The organism is Polaromonas sp. P1_F1 (genome assembly GCF_056405795.1).
Genome location: NZ_JBFUBJ010000002.1, coordinates 178,221 through 200,084 on the forward strand (window position 1 = coordinate 178,221; position 21,864 = coordinate 200,084).

Annotated in this window: 13 protein-coding genes and 4 tRNA genes; 16 read left to right on the top strand and 1 reads right to left on the bottom strand. The window is 60.4% G+C overall.

What is annotated here, in order from left to right; translation table 11 throughout:
- Position 1: 1 nt before the first annotated feature.
- The 10 genes from AC1DZE_RS07015 to AC1DZE_RS07060 all read left to right on the top strand — a co-directional run bounded on the left by AC1DZE_RS07015 (position 2) and on the right by AC1DZE_RS07060 (position 10,821).
- Complete coding sequence (locus tag AC1DZE_RS07015) at positions 2-3,247, top strand: efflux RND transporter permease subunit (protein WP_477669027.1); 3,246 nt, start codon at positions 2-4, stop codon at positions 3,245-3,247.
- Positions 3,248-3,365: 118 nt separating this feature from the next.
- Positions 3,366-3,452: transfer RNA gene (locus tag AC1DZE_RS07020), tRNA-Leu, on the top strand.
- 114 nt (positions 3,453-3,566) lie between these two features.
- Entirely contained in the window at positions 3,567-4,877 is a 1,311-nt protein-coding gene (gene tig / locus AC1DZE_RS07025; protein ID WP_477669028.1) for a trigger factor, read from the top strand.
- Between the two features lie 157 nt (positions 4,878-5,034).
- Entirely contained in the window at positions 5,035-5,691 is a 657-nt protein-coding gene (gene clpP / locus AC1DZE_RS07030) for an ATP-dependent Clp endopeptidase proteolytic subunit ClpP (protein WP_477669029.1), read from the top strand.
- A gap of 121 nt (positions 5,692-5,812) precedes the next feature.
- Positions 5,813-7,078 carry an ATP-dependent Clp protease ATP-binding subunit ClpX gene (gene clpX, locus AC1DZE_RS07035; RefSeq protein WP_457280299.1) on the top strand — a complete coding sequence of 422 codons (1,266 nt, stop codon included), beginning with the start codon at positions 5,813-5,815 and terminating at the stop codon, positions 7,076-7,078.
- 116 nt (positions 7,079-7,194) lie between these two features.
- The gene (lon, locus tag AC1DZE_RS07040; RefSeq protein ID WP_477665737.1) at positions 7,195-9,624 is read left to right on the top strand and encodes an endopeptidase La; all 2,430 of its coding nucleotides are present in this window, start codon (positions 7,195-7,197) and stop codon (positions 9,622-9,624) included.
- A gap of 74 nt (positions 9,625-9,698) precedes the next feature.
- A tRNA-Gly gene (locus AC1DZE_RS07045) sits at positions 9,699-9,774 on the top strand.
- A 99-nt stretch (positions 9,775-9,873) separates the two neighbouring features.
- Positions 9,874-9,947 (top strand) — tRNA-Cys (locus AC1DZE_RS07050).
- 82 nt (positions 9,948-10,029) lie between these two features.
- Positions 10,030-10,122 (top strand) — tRNA-Leu (locus AC1DZE_RS07055).
- 63 nt (positions 10,123-10,185) lie between these two features.
- On the top strand, positions 10,186-10,821 hold the full coding sequence (locus tag AC1DZE_RS07060) for a DUF6806 family protein (protein ID WP_477669030.1): 636 nt from the start codon (positions 10,186-10,188) through the stop codon (positions 10,819-10,821).
- Here AC1DZE_RS07060 and AC1DZE_RS07065 read toward each other — a convergent pair.
- Entirely contained in the window at positions 10,818-11,489 is a 672-nt protein-coding gene (locus tag AC1DZE_RS07065) for a TetR family transcriptional regulator (protein WP_477669031.1), read from the bottom strand. The genes AC1DZE_RS07060 and AC1DZE_RS07065 overlap by 4 nt on opposite strands.
- A 174-nt stretch (positions 11,490-11,663) precedes the next feature.
- Between AC1DZE_RS07065 and AC1DZE_RS07070 the strand changes: the two genes are divergently transcribed.
- The 6 genes from AC1DZE_RS07070 (at position 11,664) to AC1DZE_RS07095 (ending at position 21,860) form a co-directional block, all read left to right on the top strand.
- Positions 11,664-12,941, top strand: coding sequence for an efflux RND transporter periplasmic adaptor subunit (locus AC1DZE_RS07070; RefSeq protein ID WP_477669032.1), 1,278 nt, complete (start codon positions 11,664-11,666; stop codon positions 12,939-12,941).
- A gap of 12 nt (positions 12,942-12,953) precedes the next feature.
- The gene (locus AC1DZE_RS07075) at positions 12,954-16,133 is read left to right on the top strand and encodes an efflux RND transporter permease subunit (RefSeq protein WP_477649569.1); all 3,180 of its coding nucleotides are present in this window, start codon (positions 12,954-12,956) and stop codon (positions 16,131-16,133) included.
- A complete protein-coding gene (locus AC1DZE_RS07080; protein ID WP_477699912.1) occupies positions 16,126-17,625 on the top strand; it encodes an efflux transporter outer membrane subunit in 1,500 nt (499 codons plus the stop codon). The genes AC1DZE_RS07075 and AC1DZE_RS07080 overlap by 8 nt, the downstream gene beginning before the upstream one ends.
- Before the next feature lie 600 nt (positions 17,626-18,225).
- Positions 18,226-19,839 carry a peptide ABC transporter substrate-binding protein gene (locus tag AC1DZE_RS07085; protein WP_477669034.1) on the top strand — a complete coding sequence of 538 codons (1,614 nt, stop codon included), beginning with the start codon at positions 18,226-18,228 and terminating at the stop codon, positions 19,837-19,839.
- Positions 19,840-20,003: 164 nt separating this feature from the next.
- Positions 20,004-20,924: an oligopeptide ABC transporter permease OppB gene (gene oppB / locus AC1DZE_RS07090; protein WP_477672382.1), complete on the top strand. Its 921-nt coding sequence runs from the start codon at positions 20,004-20,006 to the stop codon at positions 20,922-20,924.
- 12 nt (positions 20,925-20,936) lie between these two features.
- Entirely contained in the window at positions 20,937-21,860 is a 924-nt protein-coding gene (locus AC1DZE_RS07095; protein WP_477699913.1) for an ABC transporter permease subunit, read from the top strand.
- Positions 21,861-21,864 lie beyond the last annotated feature (4 nt).

Consider the following 21,864-nt stretch of genomic DNA (forward strand, 5'->3'; position numbering starts at 1 on the left):
CATGACGCAACCCCATCCAGACAGCAGCAGCGCTGCCGGCGAACTGGCTTCGCCCTCGACCCGTTTCAACCTTTCCAAATGGGCGCTGGACCACCCGGCGCTCACCCGTTATCTCCTGCTGGTGCTGATGATTCTGGGCTTTGTCGCCTACTTCCAGCTTGGGCAGGACGAAGACCCACCGTTTACCTTCCGCGCCATGGTCGTGCGCACCTACTGGCCGGGCGCGACAGCGCAGCAGGTGGCCGAGCAGGTGACCGACAAGCTGGAGCGCACGCTGCAGGAAGCGCCTTATGCCGACAGGATTCGCAGCTACTCCAAACCCGGTGAATCGCAGATCATTTTCCAGATCAAGGACTCGTCCAAACCCGGCGACGTTGCCAACGTCTGGTATTCGGTGCGCAAGAAAATCGGCGACATGCGCGGCACGTTGCCGGGCGGCATCCAGGGCCCGTTCTTCAACGACGAATTCGGCGATGTGTATGGCGTGATCTACGCGCTGGAAGCCGACGGCTTCAATTACGCTGAACTCAAGACTTTTGCCGACGATGTGCGCCAGCAACTGCTGCGTGTGCCCGACGTGAGCAAGGTGGAGCTGTTTGGTGTCCAGGACGAAAAAGTCTACATAGAGATTTCGCAAAAGCGCCTGGCGCAACTGGGGCTGGACCTGAACCAGGTGCTGGCGCAACTGGGCCAGCAAAACGCGGTGGAATCTGCCGGTGCGGTGCAGACGCCGCTGGATGTGGTGCAGGTGCGCGTGGCGGGTCAGTTCGAGGCGATTGAACAATTGCGCATCATGCCGATTCGCGGCAGCTCCGGCAACCAGCTGCAACTGGGCGACATCGCCGAAATCAAGCGCGGTTATGTGGATCCGCCTTCCGTCAAGGTGCATCACCAGGGCAAGGAAGTGATTGCGCTGGGCGTGTCCATGGGCAAGGGCGGCGATATCATCGCGCTGGGCAAGTCGCTCACGGCGCTGTCGGGCCGAATCGAAAAAACCTTGCCAAGGGGCATCGAGCTGGTGAACGTGCAGAACCAGCCCAAGGCGGTGGCCACCTCGGTCAACGAGTTCGTGCGCGTGCTGATCGAGGCCGTGGTGATCGTGCTGGCGGTGAGTTTCATCGCCCTGGGCTTTCACAAGCGGCCGCACAACGGCCCCGGCCAGCTCCCGTTGTGGAAGCGTTATTACATCGACATGCGGCCTGGCCTGGTGGTGGGCATCACAATCCCGCTGGTACTGAGCCTGACCTTTCTGGCCATGTGGTACTACGGCATCGGGCTGCACAAGATTTCGCTGGGCTCGCTCATCATTGCGCTGGGCCTGCTGGTGGACGACGCCATCATCGCTGTCGAGATGATGGTGCGCAAAATGGAAGAGGGCTACGACAAGGTGCGCGCCGCAACCTTTGCCTATGAGATTACGGCCATGCCCATGTTGACGGGCACGCTGATCACGGCCACGGGATTTTTGCCCATCGGCCTGGCCAAGTCCACCACCGGTGAATACACCTTTGCGATTTTTGCGGTGACGGTGATCGCGCTGGTGCTCAGCTGGATCGTCTCCGTTTATTTCGTTCCTTATTTGGGAACGCTGCTTCTGAAGGTGCCGCCGCATGTACAGGAAGTGGCCGCAGGCCAGGACAGCCCGCATGAGATGTTCGACAGCCCGTTCTACAACACCTTTCGCAAAACGGTGAACTGGTGCGTGGAGCATCGCTGGATCACCATCGGCTCGACGGTGCTGATTTTTGCGCTGGGCATCGTCGGCATGGGCAAGGTGCAGCAGCAGTTCTTCCCGGACTCCAGCCGGCCCGAGATCATGGTCGATATCTGGTTCCCGGAAGGAACTTCCTTCGCCGCCAACGAGGCCACGGCTAAACGGGTGGAGGCGCGCCTCATGAAGGAGGAGGGCGTGAGCACGGTCAGCACCTGGATAGGCTCGGGCGTGCCGCGCTTTTATTTGCCGCTGGACCAGGTTTTTCCGCAAACCAACGTCTCGCAGATGATTGTGCTGCCGAAAGACCTGAAGGTGCGCGAGTCGCTGCGCATCAAGCTGCCCGCCCTGCTGGCCACCGAATTCCCCGAAGTGCGCGGTCGGGTCAAGCTGTTGCCCAACGGTCCGCCCGTGCCTTACCCGGTGCAGTTCCGCGTGGTCGGTATTGACCCGCTGGTGCTGCGTGACCGCGCCGATGAGGTCAAGGCGGTGATGCGCGAGAGCGGCAACACGCGCGGTGTGAACGACAACTGGAACGAGTCGGTGAAAGTGCTGCGGCTGGAAGTGGACCAGGCCAAGGCGCGCGCGCTGGGCGTGACCAGCCAGTCGATTGCACAGGCTTCACGCACCATCCTGGCAGGCACCTCAGTCGGCCAGTTCCGTGAGGGTGACAAGCTGATCGACATCGTGCTGCGCCAGCCGCTGGACGAGCGAAACGCAATCACCGACATCGGCAACGCCTACCTGCCTACGGCTTCAGGCAAGTCGATTCCGCTGACGCAGATTGCCAAGCCGGTGTTTACCTGGGAACCGGGCGTGATGTGGCGCGAGAACCGCGACTACGCCATCACGGTGCAAAGTGACATCGTCGAAGGCCTGCAGGGTGCCACGGTGACACAGGAGTTGATGCCCAAGCTCAAGGCGCTGGAAGCCAAGTGGCTGGACAAGGGCATGGCGGGCTACCGCATCCAGGTGGCCGGCGCGGTGGAGGAAAGCAGCAAGGGATCCTCCTCAATTGTGGCGGGCTTGCCGGTCGCACTGTTTATCGTGCTCACCCTGTTGATGCTGCAACTGCACAGCTTCAGCCGTTCGATCCTCGCCTTTTTGACGGGCTTCATGGGCATCGCAGGTGTGGCCGGAGCTCTGCTGTTGTTGAACCGGCCGTTTGGTTTCGTCGCGCTGCTGGGCGTGATTGCGCTGTTCGGCATGATCATCCGCAACTCGGTGATCCTGATCGACCAGATCGAGCAGGACCGCGCCCGCGGCGTACCCACCTGGGAAGCCATCGTCGAGTCGGCCGTGCGCAGGCTTCGGCCGATTGTGCTGACGGCCGCCGCGGCGGTTTTGGCCATGATCCCGCTGTCGCGCAGCGTGTTCTGGGGGCCTATGGCGGTTGCCATTATGGGCGGCCTGGTGGTGGCGACGGTGCTGACCTTGCTGGCCCTGCCTGCCATGTATGCAGCGTGGTTCCGTGTCAAACGGGAAGATAAGCTGGAAGTTAAGCCACACATGGGCGAAAAGCCACAGCCGGCCTGATTCTCTCTGGCCGTCGGTTCCGGACGAAAAACCGGGCCCGATAACGGCTAAAATAGAGAGTTGACCGATTTCAAGCGGGGATTCGGAGGTTTTTCGGATTCCCGTTTTTATTTCAGGCGCGCGGGTGGCGAAATTGGTAGACGCACCAGGTTTAGGTCCTGACGTCCGCAAGGATGTGCGGGTTCGAGTCCCGCCCCGCGCACCACCCTGAGGCTTGTGGGCGGCCCTGTTGCCCCTCCTTGCTTTCAGTCGTTGCGGCAAACCCCGCAACATGCCAGGTGAAAACCTGTTTTGACTATTTTTGATCTTAGGAACCATCATGGCCGTGACTGTTGAAACCCTTGAAAAGCTCGAGCGCAAAATGACGCTCTCGCTGCCCGTCAACACCATTCAGTCGGAAGTTGATACCCGTCTGAAGAAGCTGGCCCGTACGGTCAAGATGGACGGCTTCCGTCCGGGCAAAGTCCCCATGAACGTGGTGGCCCAGCGCTACGGCTATTCGGTGCACTACGAAGTCATGAACGACAAGGTCGGTGAAGCTTTTGCCGTGGCCGCCAATGAAGCCAAGCTGCGTGTTGCCGGCCAGCCCCGCATCAGCGAAAAAGAGGGCGCGCCTGAGGGCGAACTGGTGTTTGACGCGGTGTTCGAGGTCTACCCTGAAGTCAAGATCGCCGACCTGTCGGGCGCCGAAGTCGAAAAGGTCAGCGCTGAAGTCAGCGACGCCGCCATCGACAAGACGCTGGATATCCTGCGCAAGCAGCGCCGTACCTTTGCCCAGCGCGCAGCCGATGCGCCGGCGCAAGACGGTGACCGCGCCACCATCGACTTCGAAGGCAAGATCGACGGCGAGCCTTTCGCCGGCGGCAAGGCCGAGGACTACCAGTTCCTGATCGGCGACGGGCAAATGCTCAAGGAATTCGAAGACGCCGTGCGCGGCATGAAAAGCGGCGAAAGCAAGACCTTCCCCCTGAACTTCCCCGCCGACTACCACGGTAAAGATGTGGCCGGAAAACAGGCCGATTTCCTCGTGACGGTCAAAAAAATCGAAGCAGCTCACCTGCCCGAAGTCAATGAAGCACTGGCCAAGTCCCTGGGCATCGCTGACTCCACGGTCGAAGGCCTGCGCACCGACATCAAGAAAAACCTCGAGCGCGAAGTCAAGTTCCGCCTGCTGGCCCGTAACAAGAACGCCGTGATGGACGCGTTGGTCGCCAACGCCGAACTCGACCTGCCCAAGTCCAGCGTCCAGGCCGAGCTGGACCGCATGATCGAAGGCGCCCGCGCCGACTTGAAGCAGCGCGGCATCAAGGACGCCGACAAGGCGCCGATTCCCGAAGAAATCTTCCGTCCCCAAGCCGAAAAGCGCGTGCGCCTGGGCCTGGTGGTGGCTGAATTGGTGCGCAGCAATGACCTGCAGGCCAAGCCTGAGCAGCTCAAGGCGCACATCGAAGAGCTGGCCGCCAGCTACGAGAAGCCGCAAGACGTAGTGCGCTGGTACCTGAGCGACAACCGTCGCATGGCCGAAGTCGAGGCTGTTGTGATTGAAAACAACGTGACCGACTTCGTGCTGGGCAAAGCCAAAGTCAGCGAAAAAGCCATCTCCTTTGACGAGCTGATGGGCCAGAACTGATTCTTCAGCGCCTTTGCTGACATTGGGGCTTGTGCTTTGCGGCACAGGCCCCAATTTCTTTGAGCTACGGCACAACAGCTCGCGAATCTGTTGTCAGCCATCGCCGAAACTCCCTGGGGGAGTTTTTGGGTACAGTACAAACATCTCTGGAGAAAACATGATGGTCCGAAACAGTATTTACGGCGGCGCTTATACGGCCCCGCAAGCCGGCGCGCAGGATGCACAAGGCTTGGGCATGGTGCCCATGGTCATCGAGCAATCCGGCCGTGGCGAGCGCTCTTACGACATTTATTCGCGCCTGCTCAAGGAGCGCGTGATTTTCCTGGTGGGGCCGGTCAATGACCAGACGGCCAACCTGGTGGTGGCCCAGCTCCTCTTCCTGGAGAGCGAAAACCCGGACAAGGACATTTCCTTCTACATCAACTCCCCCGGCGGTTCCGTGACGGCCGGCATGGCGATTTACGACACCATGCAATTCATCAAACCCGACGTTTCCACCCTGTGCGTGGGCATGGCGGCCAGCATGGGTGCTTTCCTGCTGTCGGCCGGCACTAAAGGCAAGCGCTTTTCGCTGCCTAATTCCCGCGTCATGATTCACCAACCATCCGGTGGTGCGCAAGGCCAGGCGTCGGACATTGAAATCCATGCCCGCGACATTCTCAAGACGCGGGACCAGCTCAACCGCATCCTGGCGGCCAATACCGGCCAGCCTATCGAAAAGATCGAACGCGATACCGAACGTGACTATTTCATGTTTGCGGAAGACGCCAAAGAGTACGGGCTGGTCGACCAGGTCATTTCCAAGCGGCCCTGAGCGTCGAAAGCTCTTCAGTTGCACTGCAACAACGGCGTTTTCTGTAACAGAAACGCCGTTTTTTTATTGGTTATCATTAGGTAACAGTTCCCCCTTCAGGCTCCTTAAAGGCATCCCCCCAATGGCCGAGAAAAAAGGCTCCTCCAGCGAAAAGACTTTGCACTGCTCCTTCTGCGGTAAAAGTCAGCACGAAGTCAAAAAACTGATCGCTGGCCCTTCGGTTTTTATCTGTGACGAGTGCATCGATCTTTGCAACGAGATCATTCGCGACGAACTCCCCGCTGGTGACGACGTTCGTGAGACGCGCACCGACCTGCCCACGCCCTCAGAGATCAAGGGAACACTGGACGGCTATGTGATTGGCCAGGAACCGGCCAAGCGCACCCTGGCAGTGGCGGTGTACAACCACTACAAGCGGCTGCGCCACAAGGAAAAAGCCAAAAAAGACGATGTGGAGCTGACCAAAAGCAATATTTTGCTGATCGGCCCCACAGGTTCCGGCAAGACCCTGCTGGCCCAAACGCTGGCGCGTACGCTGAACGTTCCCTTTGTGATGGCCGACGCTACTACGCTGACCGAAGCAGGTTATGTCGGCGAGGATGTCGAAAACATCATTCAGAAGCTGCTGCAGAGCTGCAATTACGAAGTTGAACGTGCCCAGCAGGGGATTGTCTACATTGACGAAATTGACAAGATTTCGCGCAAGTCCGACAACCCTTCCATCACGCGTGACGTGTCCGGCGAGGGTGTGCAGCAGGCGCTGCTCAAACTGATCGAAGGAACGATGGCGTCGGTGCCGCCACAGGGCGGCCGCAAGCACCCCAACCAGGACTTCCTGCAGGTGGACACCACGAATATCCTGTTTATCTGCGGCGGTGCATTCTCGGGCCTGGAAAAGGTCATCGAGAACCGGACCGAAGCTTCCGGGATCGGTTTTGGCGCGGCCGTCAAGAGCAAGAAGGCCCGCAGCCTGACCGAAGCCTTCAAGGATGTCGAGCCTGAAGACCTGATCAAGTTCGGGCTGATTCCTGAGCTGGTCGGCCGGATGCCGGTCGTGGCGACGCTGGCCGAGCTCACAGAAGACGCCTTGGTGCAGATCCTTACAGAACCCAAAAATGCCGTGGTCAAGCAATTCAGCAAGTTGCTGGCCATGGAAGGGGTTGATCTGGAAATCCGGCCCTCCGCACTCAAAGCGATTGCCCGCAGGGCGCTGGCCCGTAAAACCGGTGCGCGCGGCTTGCGTTCCATCCTGGAGCAGTCGCTGATCGACACCATGTTCGACCTGCCGAATGCCAGCAATGTGGATAAAGTGGTGGTGGACGAGTCCACAATCGAAGAAAACAAAGCCCCCTTGCTTGTGTACCGTGAAGCGGCCAAGAAAGCCTGAACATCCCAAAAGGCTGGCCGGAATGCTTGAAAAGCGCCTCCTGCGCCCCATGTCTGGGTTGATTGTGTTTCGCCGGGCCATGCAACTGGCCGTCACGGCTAACGTTTAAGGTTTATATGTCCGGACAAACTTCATTGCCTTCCACCCCCATTGACCTTCCCCTCCTGCCTTTGCGGGATGTGGTGGTCTTTCCGCACATGGTGATCCCCCTGTTCGTGGGCCGCCCCAAGAGCATCAAGGCGCTGGAGTCGGCGATGGAGGCCGAGCGCCGCATCATGCTGGTGGCGCAGAAGGCTGCGGCCAAGGATGAGCCTTCGGTGGAAGATATGTTCCAGGTGGGCTGCGTTGCCACGATCCTGCAACTGCTCAAATTGCCTGACGGTACTGTCAAGGTTTTGGTGGAAGGACAGCAGCGCGCCAGTGTGAACAAGATCGAAGAGGGCGAGCAGCATTTCACGGCCAATGTCACACCTGTAGAGCCCGTGGTTGTGATCGCCGGTGACAAGACCAGTGAGATAGAAGCATTGCGCCGTGCCGTGATGCAGCAGTTTGACCATTACGTCAAATTGAACAAGAAGATTCCGCCCGAGATACTGACCTCGATTTCCAGCATCGACGATGCGGGACGCCTGGCCGACACGATTGCCGCGCACCTGCCGCTCAAGCTGGATGCGAAGCAGGTGATCCTGGATCTTGACAATGTCAAGGCCCGGCTGGAGAACCTGTACGAACAGCTTGAGCGTGAGGTCGACATCCTCAACGTCGACAAAAAAATCCGCGGGCGTGTGAAGCGCCAGATGGAAAAGAACCAGCGCGATTTTTACCTCAACGAGCAGGTCAAGGCCATCCAGAAGGAACTGGGCGAAGGCGAAGAGGGGGCGGACATCGAAGAGATCGAGAAAAAGATCAAGACCGCCAAGATGCCGCAGGAAGCCCGTAAAAAGGCCGAGAGCGAGCTCAAGAAGCTCAAACTCATGTCGCCGATGTCCGCGGAGGCGACCGTGGTGCGCACCTATATCGATGTGCTGACCGGCCTGCCGTGGAGCAAAAAGACCAAGATCAAACACGACCTGGGCAACGCCGAGAACGTTCTCAACGAAGACCACTATGGTCTTGAAAAAGTCAAAGACCGCATTGTTGAGTATCTTGCGGTGCAGCAGCGCGTGGACAAGCTCAAGGCTCCTATCCTGTGCCTGGTTGGGCCTCCCGGGGTCGGCAAAACCTCCCTGGGCCAGTCGATCGCCAAGGCCACGGGCCGCAAGTATGTGCGTATGGCTTTGGGCGGCATGCGCGATGAAGCTGAAATCCGCGGCCATCGCCGTACCTATATTGGCGCTTTGCCGGGCAAGGTCCTGCAGAGCCTGACCAAGGCCGGCACGCGCAATCCGCTGTTCCTGCTGGATGAGATCGACAAGCTGGGCACCGACTTCCGTGGCGACCCGTCCAGCGCGCTGCTGGAGGTGCTCGACCCTGAGCAGAATCACACCTTCGGTGACCACTATGTCGAGGTGGACTTCGACCTGAGCGACGTGATGTTCGTGGCCACCTCGAACTCGATGAACATTCCGCCAGCCTTGCTGGACCGCATGGAGGTGATTCGCCTTTCCGGTTACACCGAAGACGAAAAGACCAGCATCGCAATGCGCTATCTGTTGCCCAAGCAGGTCAAGAACAACGGCGTGAAGGAAGAAGAGCTTGAAGTGCAGGAGCAGGCGGTGCGTGACATCGTGCGTTACTACACACGTGAAGCCGGCGTGCGCTCGCTTGAGCGCGAACTCTCCAAGATCTGCCGCAAGGTGGTCAAGGGTATCCAGCTCAAGAAGATGACACCCAAGGTCGTCGTGACACCCGATAACCTCAACGATTTTCTGGGCGTGCGCAAGTTCAACTATGGTCGTGCCGAACAACAAAACCAGGTCGGCCAGGTGGTGGGGCTGGCGTGGACGGAAGTCGGCGGCGACTTGCTGACGATTGAGGCTGCCATGATGCCCGGCAAGGGCGTGATCACACGTACGGGATCGCTGGGCGATGTCATGAAGGAATCCGTTGAGGCCGCACGCACGGTGGTGCGCAGCCGTTCCAAGGTTCTCGGCATCAAGGACGAGATGTTTGAAAAGCGCGATATCCATATCCACGTACCGGACGGGGCAACACCGAAGGACGGCCCAAGCGCGGGTGCCGCGATGACCACCGCTTTTGTTTCAGCGATGACGGGTATCCCTGTGCGCGGTGATGTGGCCATGACGGGCGAGATCACGTTGCGCGGCGAGGTCACGGCCATCGGCGGGCTGAAGGAAAAACTGCTCGCTGCCTTGAGGGGCGGCATCAAGACCGTGCTGATCCCCGAGGAAAATGCCAAGGACCTGCAGGAGATTCCAGACAACGTCAAGAGCGGCCTGGAGATCGTGCCGGTGAAATGGATCGACCAGGTGTTGCAGGTTGCGCTCGAGCGCCAGCCTGTTCCGCTGACCGACGAGGAAGCCGCTGTTGTTGCGCCGGCTGCTGTGGTTCCGCCTGCGGAAGCAGCCGGTACGGTGAAGCATTAATGAGGCCTTTCGCAAAGTTTTTTGCGGCTTTTGGAAAAGCCCAAAAAACTACGCTATAATTTGAGGCTGTAATCGCGGGAGTAGCTCAGTTGGTAGAGCGCAACCTTGCCAAGGTTGAGGTCGAGAGTTCGAGACTCTTCTCCCGCTCCAATTCAAAGGGCAGCACTTTAAAAATGCTGTCCTTTTTCATTGGGGGTTTCGTTGGATTATTGGGTAAAGCCGTAGGGCTTTATCAGGCAGACAGAATACGGCGCGGTAACAAAGCGGTTATGTACCGGATTGCAAATCCGAGTAGGTCGGTTCGACTCCGGCCCGCGCCTCCATCACAGCTCCCTGCAACCAGCCCCAGTTATGGGGCTTTTTTGTTTGACAATACGCTGCCGGACGTTTGAATACGGCGTTTGAGCCTGAGTGGTGAAATAGGTAGACACAGCGGACTTAAAATCCGCCGCTTCGTGAATAACGGGCGTACCGGTTCGATTCCGGTCTCAGGCACCACGATTGGGCGGCTCACCCACGCGCCGGGCGCGCTTTTGAAAACTGGGTAAGATAAATTCCATCATGTCCCGCTACAACACACCTTTTGAGATCCACGTCCACGGCGAAGTGCCATTGCGCGCGGACGTTAATTTTGAACAGCTGCAGGAGGCCCTCAAGCCGCTGTGGAAGTACACCGGCTCCAAGTCCCTGGCGGCCGGTGCTGCCAGCGCTTATGAGGAAGAGCCGGGCATCCGGTTCGACGCGCAAAAACATTTGCTGCAAATGTGCTGGACAGTCCCTGGTGACGAAGATTTTCGCCAGGCGCTTGACGAAATGTGCATGGGCCTGAACGACCTCGCGGAAGCGGGCGCTCCCATCGAAGTGACCTTCTATGACTCCGACTTTGACGAAGATGAAGGTGCCGACGATGAGGAGGCCCGTGATGATTTCGCGATGTATTTTGTGGGCCCCACGCCGGCAGCCATCATGCAGGTGCAGCGCGATCTCCTGGTCCAGGACATGATCGGCCTGATGGAGCGCCACTTTGACGGATCAGAGCTCGGTGAGGTCGTTGCGGCTGTCGACAAGCTGTTCGAGCAGCGCTTTGATGCACTGGTGAACTCGATGCAACTCGGTAAACCGCCGCGCGGCCTGGGCGGACCGCCGGGCGGTTCGGGCCATGGCGGCGGTGGCCGCAAGCCCCGGCATTTGCACTAAGCCGGCTTGGGCGAGCCTGAAGCTGCAGGTGAGCCAGGAAAGCCGAGTCCCCTCAGGTAAACATCAATCGCATGCTGGCCGACCTCCAACAGGTCAAAAGCCCCCGGATCCAGCAGCCAGTTCTGTATCAGGCCATCGATCAGCGCATGTAGCCCCTGCGCCGCCGCTGAAGCCGGCGCAGGTAACTGGAGGCGCATCTGTGCAGTTGCCGCCTCCATGCTTTGCTGGATGCCGGATAAAAAACCACCGCGCACTGCCAGGTGACGCAGGCGAACCGCCTGGAGTTCTTCCACATATTCGACCTTCTGGGTCGCCACTTCAAACACGCGCCGCGTTTGCGCGTCAGTCACAATTTGTCGCAGCGCGTTGGCAGTGGAACGTCGTATCCTGTCCATCGGATTGAGGAGGTCCTCGCCCGGATGTTGCTGCGGGTCAATTTCCTGGTTGAACGCGTTTTCCATGGGCAGGGTGACCCGTTCCATCATGGCGTTGAACAGGTCTGCCTTGTCCTTGAAATGCCAGTAGACAGCACCGCGTGTAGCGCCTGCGCGGCGTGCAATGTCCTGCAGGCTTGTGCGTGAGACACCTTGCGCCTGAAACAGGTGTTCCGCAGCATCCAGCAGCTTGTGCCGGGTCGCCATGGCTTCTTCTTTTGTCCGACGGGCCAATCCATGTCTCCTGCAAGTCAATTTAACGGGTTGTCGTATACATTCACAAATGTATGTAAACTATATCACTCGTAAAAACCCTTATTCTTTTTGTTTTCGGCAAAACGATGACTTGCATCAAATGCCGCTCACATATTCCGTTTTCCGCTTTTTTCCCAAATTTTGAGGATCAGCATGCCCAAGTCTCGCATTGTCCATTCGCCTTTATTCTCCCCGTTTGCGCCATACCAGCCTCTCGTCCTGATTGCTGCACTCACATTGTTCCTGGCCGGATGCGGCAAGGGTGCCGGTGCTCCCGGCGGGGCACCGCCTCCTGCGGAAGTGGGTGTGGTGACAGTTACCCAGGGTGACGTCGGTTTGGTGACCGAGCTGCCCGGCCGCCTTGAGGCTTCGCGTGTGGCACAGGTCAGGGCCCGTGCGGCCGGTATCCTGCAAAAACGGCTGTTCCGTGAAGGCAGCGACGTGAAAGAAGGGCAGGCGCTGTTCACGATTGATCCCGCACCGTATGCCGCCGCCGCCGCCAGCGCGAAAGCGGGCCAGGCGCGCGCCGAGGCCAACCTGGCGCAGGCCGCCGCATTGGCCGAGCGTTACAAGCCGCTGGTAGAAGCTAACGCCATCAGCAAGCAGGAATATGCCAACGCTGTCGCGGCGCAAAAGCAGGCGGAGGCCGACGTTGCCGTGGGCAAGGCGAATGTGCAGACAGCCAGCATCAATCTGGGCTACGCGGCAGTGACAGCCCCGATCTCGGGCCGCATTGGCCGCGCATTGGTCACCGAAGGCGCCCTGGTTGGTCAGGGCGAGGCCACCCAGCTGGCTGTGGTCCAGCAAATCAACCCCATGTATGTGAACTTCACGCAATCCGCTCCTGAAATCATGAAGCTGCGTGCCGCCATGGAAAGTGGCCAGTTCAAACGTGCCACCGGTGCCGAAGCGGCCAGCGTGCGCATCGTGCTCGAAGATGGCACTGAATACGCCCGCCCCGGCCGCCTGCTGTTTTCCGACCTGACGGTCGACTCCACGACGGGGCAGGTGACCCTGAGGGCAGAGGTGCCCAATCCCGGTGGCCAGCTGCTTCCCGGCCTTTATGTGCGCGTACGCCTGGAGCAGGCGCAGGCCAGCAATGCCATCACCTTGCCCCAGCAAGCTGTCACGCGCACCGCGCAGGGCGACACTGTCATGGTGGTGGGTGACGATGGAAAAGTCAGCCCGCGCCCCATCAAGATTGGCTCCGCCAAGGGCAACCAGTGGGTGGTGCTCGACGGTCTGAAGACCGGCGAAAAAGTCATGGTGGATGGATTCCAGAAACTGCAGCCAGGTGCACCCGTGAAGCCCGTGCCATGGCAACCGGCCGGTGCGAAGCCGGCCGATGCGGCTTCCGCCCCCGTATCCGCCGCCTCCGGTGCGCAAGCTGCTGCGCCTGCGGCCTCCGCTGCTTCTGCAGCAGCGAAGTAAGGAGCCAACTACATGGCCAAGTTTTTTATTGATCGGCCGATCTTTGCCTGGGTGATCGCACTGTTCATCCTGGTGGTCGGCGGCGTGGCTATCACGCAGCTGCCGATTGCCCAGTACCCGCCCGTCGCGCCGCCTTCGATTGTCGTCAACACCGCCTATCCCGGCGCCTCTGCCCAGACGCTCGAAGACAGCGTGTTGTCGGTGATCGAGCGCGAAATGAACGGTTCACCCGGCCTGATCTACATGGAGTCGGTGGCGCAGGCCGACGGCTCCGGCAGCATCACGCTGAGCTTCGAGCCCGGCACCAACCCCGATCTCGCGCAGGTGGATGTGCAGAACCGCCTGTCGCGCGCCTCGCCGCGGCTGCCCGCCGCCGTCACGCAGCAAGGCGTTCGCGTCGACAAATCACGCTCCAACTTCCTGCTGTTCATCATGCTGTCGTCCGACAATCCCGCGCACGACCCCGTCGCGCTCGGTGATTACGCTTCGCGCAACATCGTGCCCGAGATCCAGCGTGTCAAAGGAATCGGCCAAGCCCAGCTCTTCGGCAGTGAGCGCGCCATGCGCATCTGGCTGGACCCGGCCAAGCTCACGGGTTTCAGCCTGTCGGCAAATGACGTTAACAACGCCATCCGCGCGCAAAATGCCCAGGTGTCGGCCGGCAGCATCGGCGACCGTCCCAATGTAGCGGGACAAGGCATTGCTGCCACCGTGGTAGTCACCGGCCAGCTTGCCAATGTCGAGCAGTTCGGCAACATTGTCCTTCGCGCCAACACCGACGGTTCGTCGGTGCGCCTTAAAGACGTGGCCCGCATTGAACTGGGTGGCCAAACGTATGCCACGTCGGCTCGCCTGAACGGCAAGACGGCGATCGGTATCGGTGTTCAGCTGGCACCCAGCGGCAACGCGCTTGCCGCTGCCAAGGCCGTTCGAACCAAGATGACCGAACTCGAGCGCTATTTTCCGCAAGGCATGAAGTGGAGCATCCCCTACGACAGCTCGCGCTTCGTCAAGATTTCGATTTCCCAGGTCGCGGAAACGCTGTTTGAGGCGGTGGCCCTGGTGTTCCTCGTGATGTTCCTGTTCCTGCAGAACTGGCGCTACACCATCATCCCGACCATCGTGGTGCCGATTGCATTGCTGGGCACTTTCGCCACCTTGCTGGCGCTCGGTTTCTCGATCAACGTGCTCACCATGTTCGGCATGGTGCTGGTGATCGGTATCGTCGTCGATGATGCGATCGTGGTCGTCGAAAACGTCGAACGCATCATGACCGAAGAGGGCCTGCCGCCGCTGGAGGCCACCCGCAAGGCGATGGGCCAGATTTCGGGCGCCATCATTGGCGTCACCGTGGTGCTGATTTCCGTGTTTGTGCCTTTGGCATTTTTCGCGGGCTCGACCGGCAACATCTACCGCCAGTTCTCCGCCGTGATGGTTTCGTCCATCGGCTTTTCCGCCTTCCTGGCCCTGTCCCTCACGCCGGCACTTTGCGCCACGCTGCTCAAGCCGGTTGAGGCTGGGCACCATCACGAGAAAAAGGGTTTTTTCGGCTGGTTCAACCGGGGGTTCTCGCGCACCGCAAAAAGCTATGAAAGCATGGTCGCGCGTATTCTCAAACGCGCCGCACGTTACCTGGTGATCTATGTGGCCATCATTGCCGCTGTGGCGGTGGTATACCTGCGTTTGCCCACATCCTTCCTGCCCAATGAAGACCAGGGCAACCTGCTGGTGAACGTGCAGTTGCCGCCGGGCGCAACTTACGAGCGCACGCTTTCGGTGATGGAGAAAGTCGAGGGTTTCATGCTCAAGCAGCCGGAAGTCGAAAGCATGGTCGGCGTGCTTGGCTTCAGCTTTTCCGGCCAGGGCCAGAATGCCGCGCTGGCGTTCGTGACGCTCAAGGACTGGAACGAGCGCGACGGCGAAGCGCATTCGGCCTCAGCGATAGCAGGACGGGCTTTCGGCGCCCTCATGGGTGTGCGTGATGCCTTCATCTTTCCGCTCAGCCCCCCACCCATTCCCGAACTGGGAACGGCCTCGGGCTTCAGCTTCCGCCTGCAGGACCGCGGAGGTGCGGGCCATGATGCGCTTATCAACGCACGCAACCAGCTTTTGGGCATGGTTGCCAAGAGTCCGGTGCTCACACAGGTACGGCCCGACGGCCTGGAAGATGCGCCGCAGCTGCAGCTGGACATAGACCGTGACAAAGCCAATGCGCTGGGCGTGCCGTTTGACGCGATCAACGCGGTCCTGTCGACCTCGCTGGGATCCAGCTATGTGAACGACTTCCCCAACCAGGGGCGCCTGCAGCGTGTGGTGGTACAGGCCGACGCGCCTTCGCGCATGCAGCCCGACGACCTGCTCCGGCTCAACGCCATCAACAGCCGCGGCCTGCCGGTTCCGTTGTCGTCGTTTGCCAGCACGCGGTGGATCAAGGGTGCGATGCAAACAGTGCGTTACAACGGCTACCCGGCCGTGCGTATCAGCGGCAGCGCCGCGCCAGGCTACAGCTCGGGCGCAGCAATGGCCGAGATGGAAAAACTCGCAGCGCAACTGCCGCAGGGCTTCGGTTTCGAATGGACGGGCCAGTCGCGTGAGGAAAAACTTGCGGGCTCGCAAGCCATGTTGCTCTATGGTTTCGCCATCCTCGCGGTGTTCCTGTGCCTTGCGGCCCTGTACGAAAGCTGGAGCATTCCGCTCGCGGTGATCCTGGTGGTGCCGTTAGGCGTGATCGGTGTGTTGCTGGCAACGCTGCTGCGTAGTTATTCGAATGACGTGTACTTCCAGGTGGGGCTGATCACCATCATCGGCCTGTCGGCGAAGAACGCGATTCTGATCATCGAGTTTGCCAAGGACTTGCAGGCGCAGGGCAAAGGTGTCATCGAGTCGGCGCTGGCTGCCGCGCACCTGCGGTTCCGACCCATCGTCATGACGTCGCTGGCCTTCGGTCTGGGCGTGCTGCCGCTGGTACTGGCTTCGGGCGCCGGCTCCGCAAGCCAGCGTGCCATCGGTACCGGCGTGATCGGCGGCATGATCACCGGCACGATCCTGGCGGTGATTTTCGTTCCGGTGTTCTTTGTGGTCGTGCGCGGCCTCTTCAAGGGCAGCGAGCGGCAAAACAGGATGTATTCGGAGCATGCCAAGGCGGCAGGCATCACCGGAGAAGAAGGAAGTGAAGGTAAAGCCCATGAGTAAATCCAGCATGAAACCCAGGTTCCCGCAGCTTTTGGCGGTTGGTGCTGCGGCACTCCTGGCCGGCTGCTCGATGATTCCGAAGTACGAGCGCCCGGCAGCCCCCATCGCAGACCAGTGGCCGGCTGTTTCCGGTTTCACCACCGGTTCCGCGCAAGCGCAGTCTGCTGCTACCGCACCGGCCGTCGCGGCAGCCGACATCGAGTGGCAGGCTTTTTTCAGCGACCCTAAATTGCGGCAGCTGATTGAGGCCGCGCTGCGCAACAACCGCGACCTGCGCATCGCCGTGCTCAATATTGAGCAAGCCAGGGCCCAGTACCGGATCCAGCGTGCCGACCAGTTTCCCACGATCAATGCCGGCATCACCGGTTCGCGCCAGCCCAATGCCAACGGTAACGGCAGCATCACCAGCACTTATACCGGCGGTTTGCTGATGCCATCCTACGAGCTCGACTTTTTCGGCCGGGTCTCCAGTCTGAAAGAGGCGGCGTTGGCGCAGTACCTGGCAACGGAAGAAGGTCGCAAGACGGCACAGATCAGCCTGATTGCATCGGTGGCCAACACCTACCTCAGCCTGCTGGCCGACGAAGAACTGCTGGCCATCACGCAGCAAACACTGGCTACACGGGAAGAGTCCTTCAAGCTCAGCAAGCTGCGCTTTGACAACGGCGTCGCTTCCGAGCTGGACTTCCGCCAGGCCGAGTCATTGACCGAAGCGGCCCGCGCATCGCTGGCCCAACTGGTGCGCCAGCGTGCGCTGGATCAGAACGCACTGACCCTGCTGATCGGCCAGCCATTGAGCGGTGACCTGGCGGTGGCCTTGCCTGCCGGCAAAGGTCTGGCAGACGCCCCCATGATGGTGGACGTGCCCGCGGGGCTGCCGTCTGACTTGCTGGAACGCCGCCCAGACATCCGCCAGGCCGAGCAACAGCTGCTGTCTGCCAACGCCGACATCGGCGCGGCCCGTGCGGCTTTTTTCCCGCGTATCTCACTCACGGCTTCTGCCGGCAGCGCCAGCTCGCACCTGTCGGGCCTGTTCAAGAGCGGATCCTACGGCTGGACGCTGGCGCCGCAACTGATCCTTCCGCTTTTTGATGCGGGCCGTAACCGTGCCGGGCTGGATTCGGCCAATGCCGGGCGTGACATTGCCATCGCCCAGTACGAAAAGTCCATCCAGACGGCTTTCCGTGAAGTGGCCGATGCGCTGGCGGGCCGCGACACCTTGGGCGAGCAGCTGCGTGCCCAGCAGGCGCAGGCCAATGCCGAGGCGACGCGTTTCAAACTGGCTGATCTGCGCTACCAGAACGGTGTGGCCAGCTATCTGGACCAGCTCGATGCACAGCGCTCGCTGTTCGCCGCACGCCAGGCGGTGGTGCAAACCCGGCTGGCACAGCTGCAAAGCCAGGTCACGCTGTACAAGACCTTGGGTGGCGGCTGGAAAGAGCCGCCTGAGGAAGCCTTGAGCCTGAAGGCGTCCACCCAGCTCAGCCGCTGAGCGGGTGCGCGGCGCCTGAGGGCGTCTGCGGGACCAGACGCCCGCGCTACAAGATTGATAGCTGCTTGCGCCCATGGTTATTGGGCTGGTAGCTATTTTTATTTAAATTCTCACAAGAGCAGGGCGGCCGGTTTTCTTCCGGTACCCAAAATTCAGGTGATTTGTGCCTGCAAGTCAATCATCGTGGGCGCAAGCAGCTATCAAAACAATAGCAATCCTGCTGACACTCGCCATGGCGTCAGAAGGCGCCGCCGCTTCGCCGCCGGAATTGCGTGAAGGCTTGAACCAGGCACTGACTCCAGCCGTGCCGTGATGCACGGCTTGAATCGCGGTACCTGTCCATGCCCCGTGGCTGTCGCCTCGCTCGTTCAGTTGTGAGCAAGTGTTCCCTATGTATCCCCTTGACTTCCGCGCCACCCATGGCTTCGTGAAGGCACGGTAATTGCTGAAGGGTTACTCCCTACGGGGCTGCGCCTGGCGCGGCGGTATATTCGCGCCGACTGACAGGCAAACGGGGGCTCCTCTCACGAGAGGGGCCCCGTTCCATCAACCATGGCGGGCCACAAGCCCGCCAATTTTCTATTCGGGAGTGCAACAGGCATGAACTCAAACTGGACGATGAAGGCGCTGACAAGCGCCGTGCTGCTGGCCTTGGCTGGCCTGGCGGTGGCGGCCACGGTGCCCGCGGGCGTGAAGCTGCACGAGACGCAGGAACTGGTCCGCAACAATGGCTCCGAGCCTGAAACCCTGGATGCGGCACTGGCGACGGGTGTTCCGGCCAACAACGTGATCCGCGACATGTTTGAAGGCCTGGCTGCCGCCGACCAAAACGGCAAGATCGTCCCCGCCGTGGCAGAGAGCTGGAAGCAGATGGACCCCCTGACCTGGGTCTTCAAGCTGCGCAAGAACGCCAAATGGTCCAACGGCGACCCGGTGACGGCCGAAGACTTCATCTACAGCATGCGCCGCTTCGTCGATCCGGCGACCGCCTCCAAATACGCTTCCACCTACGGCGTCTTCCTGCTCAATGCCAAAGAGATCATTGAAGGCAAGAAGCCCGTCACCGAGTTGGGTGTCAAGGCCGTGGACCCTTACACCCTGGAAATCAGGACACCTTTCCCGGTCGGTTTCCTGCCCGAGGTCGTTTCCAATCCCCAGCTCGCTCCCCTGCATAAAGCCACCATCGAGAAATTCGGCAAGGACTGGACCCGGCCCGCCAACATGGTGAACAACGGCGCCTTCTCGCTGAAAGACTGGCAGGTCAACAGCAAGATCATCCTGGTCAAGAACCCGGCGTACTGGGACGCGAAGAATGTCCAGCTCACCAAACTCACCTACCTCTCGGTCGAAGACGGCAATGCCGATGTGAAGCTTTATGAGTCGGGCGAGAACGACTGGGTTTACCAGCTCCCGCCAGGCACCTTCGACAAGTACAAGGCGCAATATCCCAAGGAAATCCGCAACACCGACATGCTGGGCCTGCGCTATTACTCGCTCAACAATGCGGACCCGGCACTCAAGGACATCCGTGTGCGCAAGGCGCTGTCGATGGCGCTGGACCGCGACATCCTCGCGCAGCGCGTGACGGCCGACGGCCAGACCCCGGCATACGGCGTGATCGTCAAAGGCACTTCGGGTGCCGACGTCACCTCTTACGACTGGGCCAAGTGGCCCGCCGACAAGCGCATCGCCGAAGCCAAGAAGCTGCTGAAGGAAGCGAATCTTCCGGCCGGCACCAAGCTCAAGTTCTCCTACAACACCAGCGATTACCACAAGAAAATGGCCATCTTTGCGGCCTCCGAGTGGAAGACCAAGCTGGGCCTGGACGTCGAACTCGAAGCGATGGAGTTCAAGGTGCTGATCAAGAAGCGCACCGACAAGGACTACCAGATCGCCCGCAACGGCTGGATCGCCGACTACAACGACGCCACCACCTGGTTGACGCTGGTGCAGTGCGATTCTGACCAGAACTACCACAACAGCTGCAACCGCAAGGCCTCTGCGCTGATCGATGAAGGCAACCAGTCGATGGACCCGGCCAAGCGCAAGACGCTGCTGACGCAAGCCGCCAGGATGATCATGGAAGACTATCCCATCATCCCTTTGCTGCAATACACCGTGCCGCGCCTGGTCAAGCCTTATGTGGGCGGTTATTCGACCACCAACGCGCTGGACCGCTACCGCGGCAAGGACCTGTACATCATCAAGCATTGATGTCCGGATGGCGGGCGCCGCCGTGCGCCTGCCTGTCCTTGATCTGCTTTTCACCGCCTTTCAACGTTTTTCTGATGCCTCGCAGGCCTTTCAGGGCTAAGCTGTACCTGGCCGACGCGTTCAGGCGCTCACACTGACATAGACCTAGCCCGGAGATATTCCCCATGTGGTCCTACACCTTCAGACGCATCCTGGCGACGATTCCCACCTTGCTGGCCGTTGTCACCGTCTGCTATATCCTCCTGCACGGCACGCCGGGCGGGCCGTTTGACGACGAGCGCAAGGTGTCCGCCGCGGTGCTGGCCAATCTGCAGGCCAAGTACCACCTTGATTTGCCGCTGTGGCAGCAGTACCTGTATTACCTCAACAGCCTGCTGCACGGCGATCTGGGCGCCTCGTTCCGTTATGCCGACTGGTCGGTCAACGAGTTGGTGGCCAATGCGCTGCCGGTGTCCGCGGCGATAGGCGGGGGCGCCATCGTCATCTCCTTCTTTCTCGGTGTGTTCCTTGGCACGGTGGCCGCCGTGCGCCAGAACAGCGCGGTCGACTACCTCGTGATGCTGCTCGGCAATGCCGGGCATGTGTTCCCCTCGTTCGTGATCGGCCCGGTGTTGATCCTGGTGTTCGCCGTCTGGCTGAAGGTGGCACCGGCGGGGGGCTGGAACGACTTCGCGCCGCGCTTCATGATCCTGCCCATGCTGCTGCTGATCTTCATCAACGTGGCCACCATCGCGCGCGTCATGCGCGGCAGCCTGATTGAGGTGCTGCACAGCAATTTCATCCGCACCGCGCGCGCCAAGGGCCTGCCCATGCGCACCGTCATCCTGCGCCACGCCCTCAAGCCCGCGCTGCTGCCGGTGGTGTCTGTCATGGGCCCCCTGGCGATTTCATCCATCACCTCCGCCATCGTGACCGAGTCGGTGTTCTCGCTGCCGGGCATCGGCAAGCTGATCGTCAATGGCGCCGCCAACCGCGACTACACCCTGGTCCTGGGCCTCGTCGTGCTGGTGACCGTGATCGCCGTCACATTGAATTTGCTGGTGGACCTGGCCTACGCCTTGCTCGACCCGAAGATCCGGTACTGAGCAGAGGCCTGCATGCTGCTCGAAAAAAAAACCAGACAAGACCAACTCGCCACGGCTGTCGGCCAGACGCTGGCCGACGCCGAGATCCACGGCCGCAGCCCCTGGGCGGATGCGCGCGTGCGCTTCATGCGCAACAAGGCCGCGGTGTTCAGCCTGTACCTGCTGGCATTTATCACGCTGTGCTGCATCGTCGGACCCTGGCTGCTGCCCAATGCTTTTGACGCCGCCGACTGGGACGCGATGAGCCTGCCGCCCATGCTCAAGGGCTGGCATTTTTTCGGCACCGACGAGTCGGGCCGCGACCTGTTGGTGCGCAGTCTGATTGGCGGCCGCGTGTCGCTCTTGGTGGGATTCCTGGCGACCATGTCAGCCGTCACGCTGGGCATTGTCTGGGGCGCGACGGCGGGCTTTATAGGCGGCAGGGTAGATGCCTTCATGATGCGCGTCGTTGACATGATGTACGCGGTGCCTTACTTGCTGATCGCCATCCTGATGGTGACCATATTGGGGCGGGCTTTTTACCTGGTGGTGATCACCATCACGGTATTTTCGTGGATGAACATGGCACGCGTGGTGCGCGGCCAGACGCTGTCGCTGCGCTCCAAGGAGTTCATTGAAGCGGCCCGCGCGTTGGGCGTGCCTACACGGCGCATCATCTTCCAGCACATTGTTCCCAATCTTCTGGGCATCGTCGCGATCTACACCACGGTCACCGTGCCGGCCGTGATCCTGGTCGAGTCCGTGCTGTCATTCCTGGGGCTGGGCATCCAGGAGCCAATGACAAGTTGGGGCGTGCTGATCCACGACGGTGCGTCCGTCATGGAAGTCTCGCCCTGGATGCTGCTGTTTCCGGCGGGCATGCTCTCGTTGACCCTGTACTGCTTCAACTACATCGGGGACGGCCTGCGTGATGCGCTCGACCCCAAAGACCGCTGAGCCG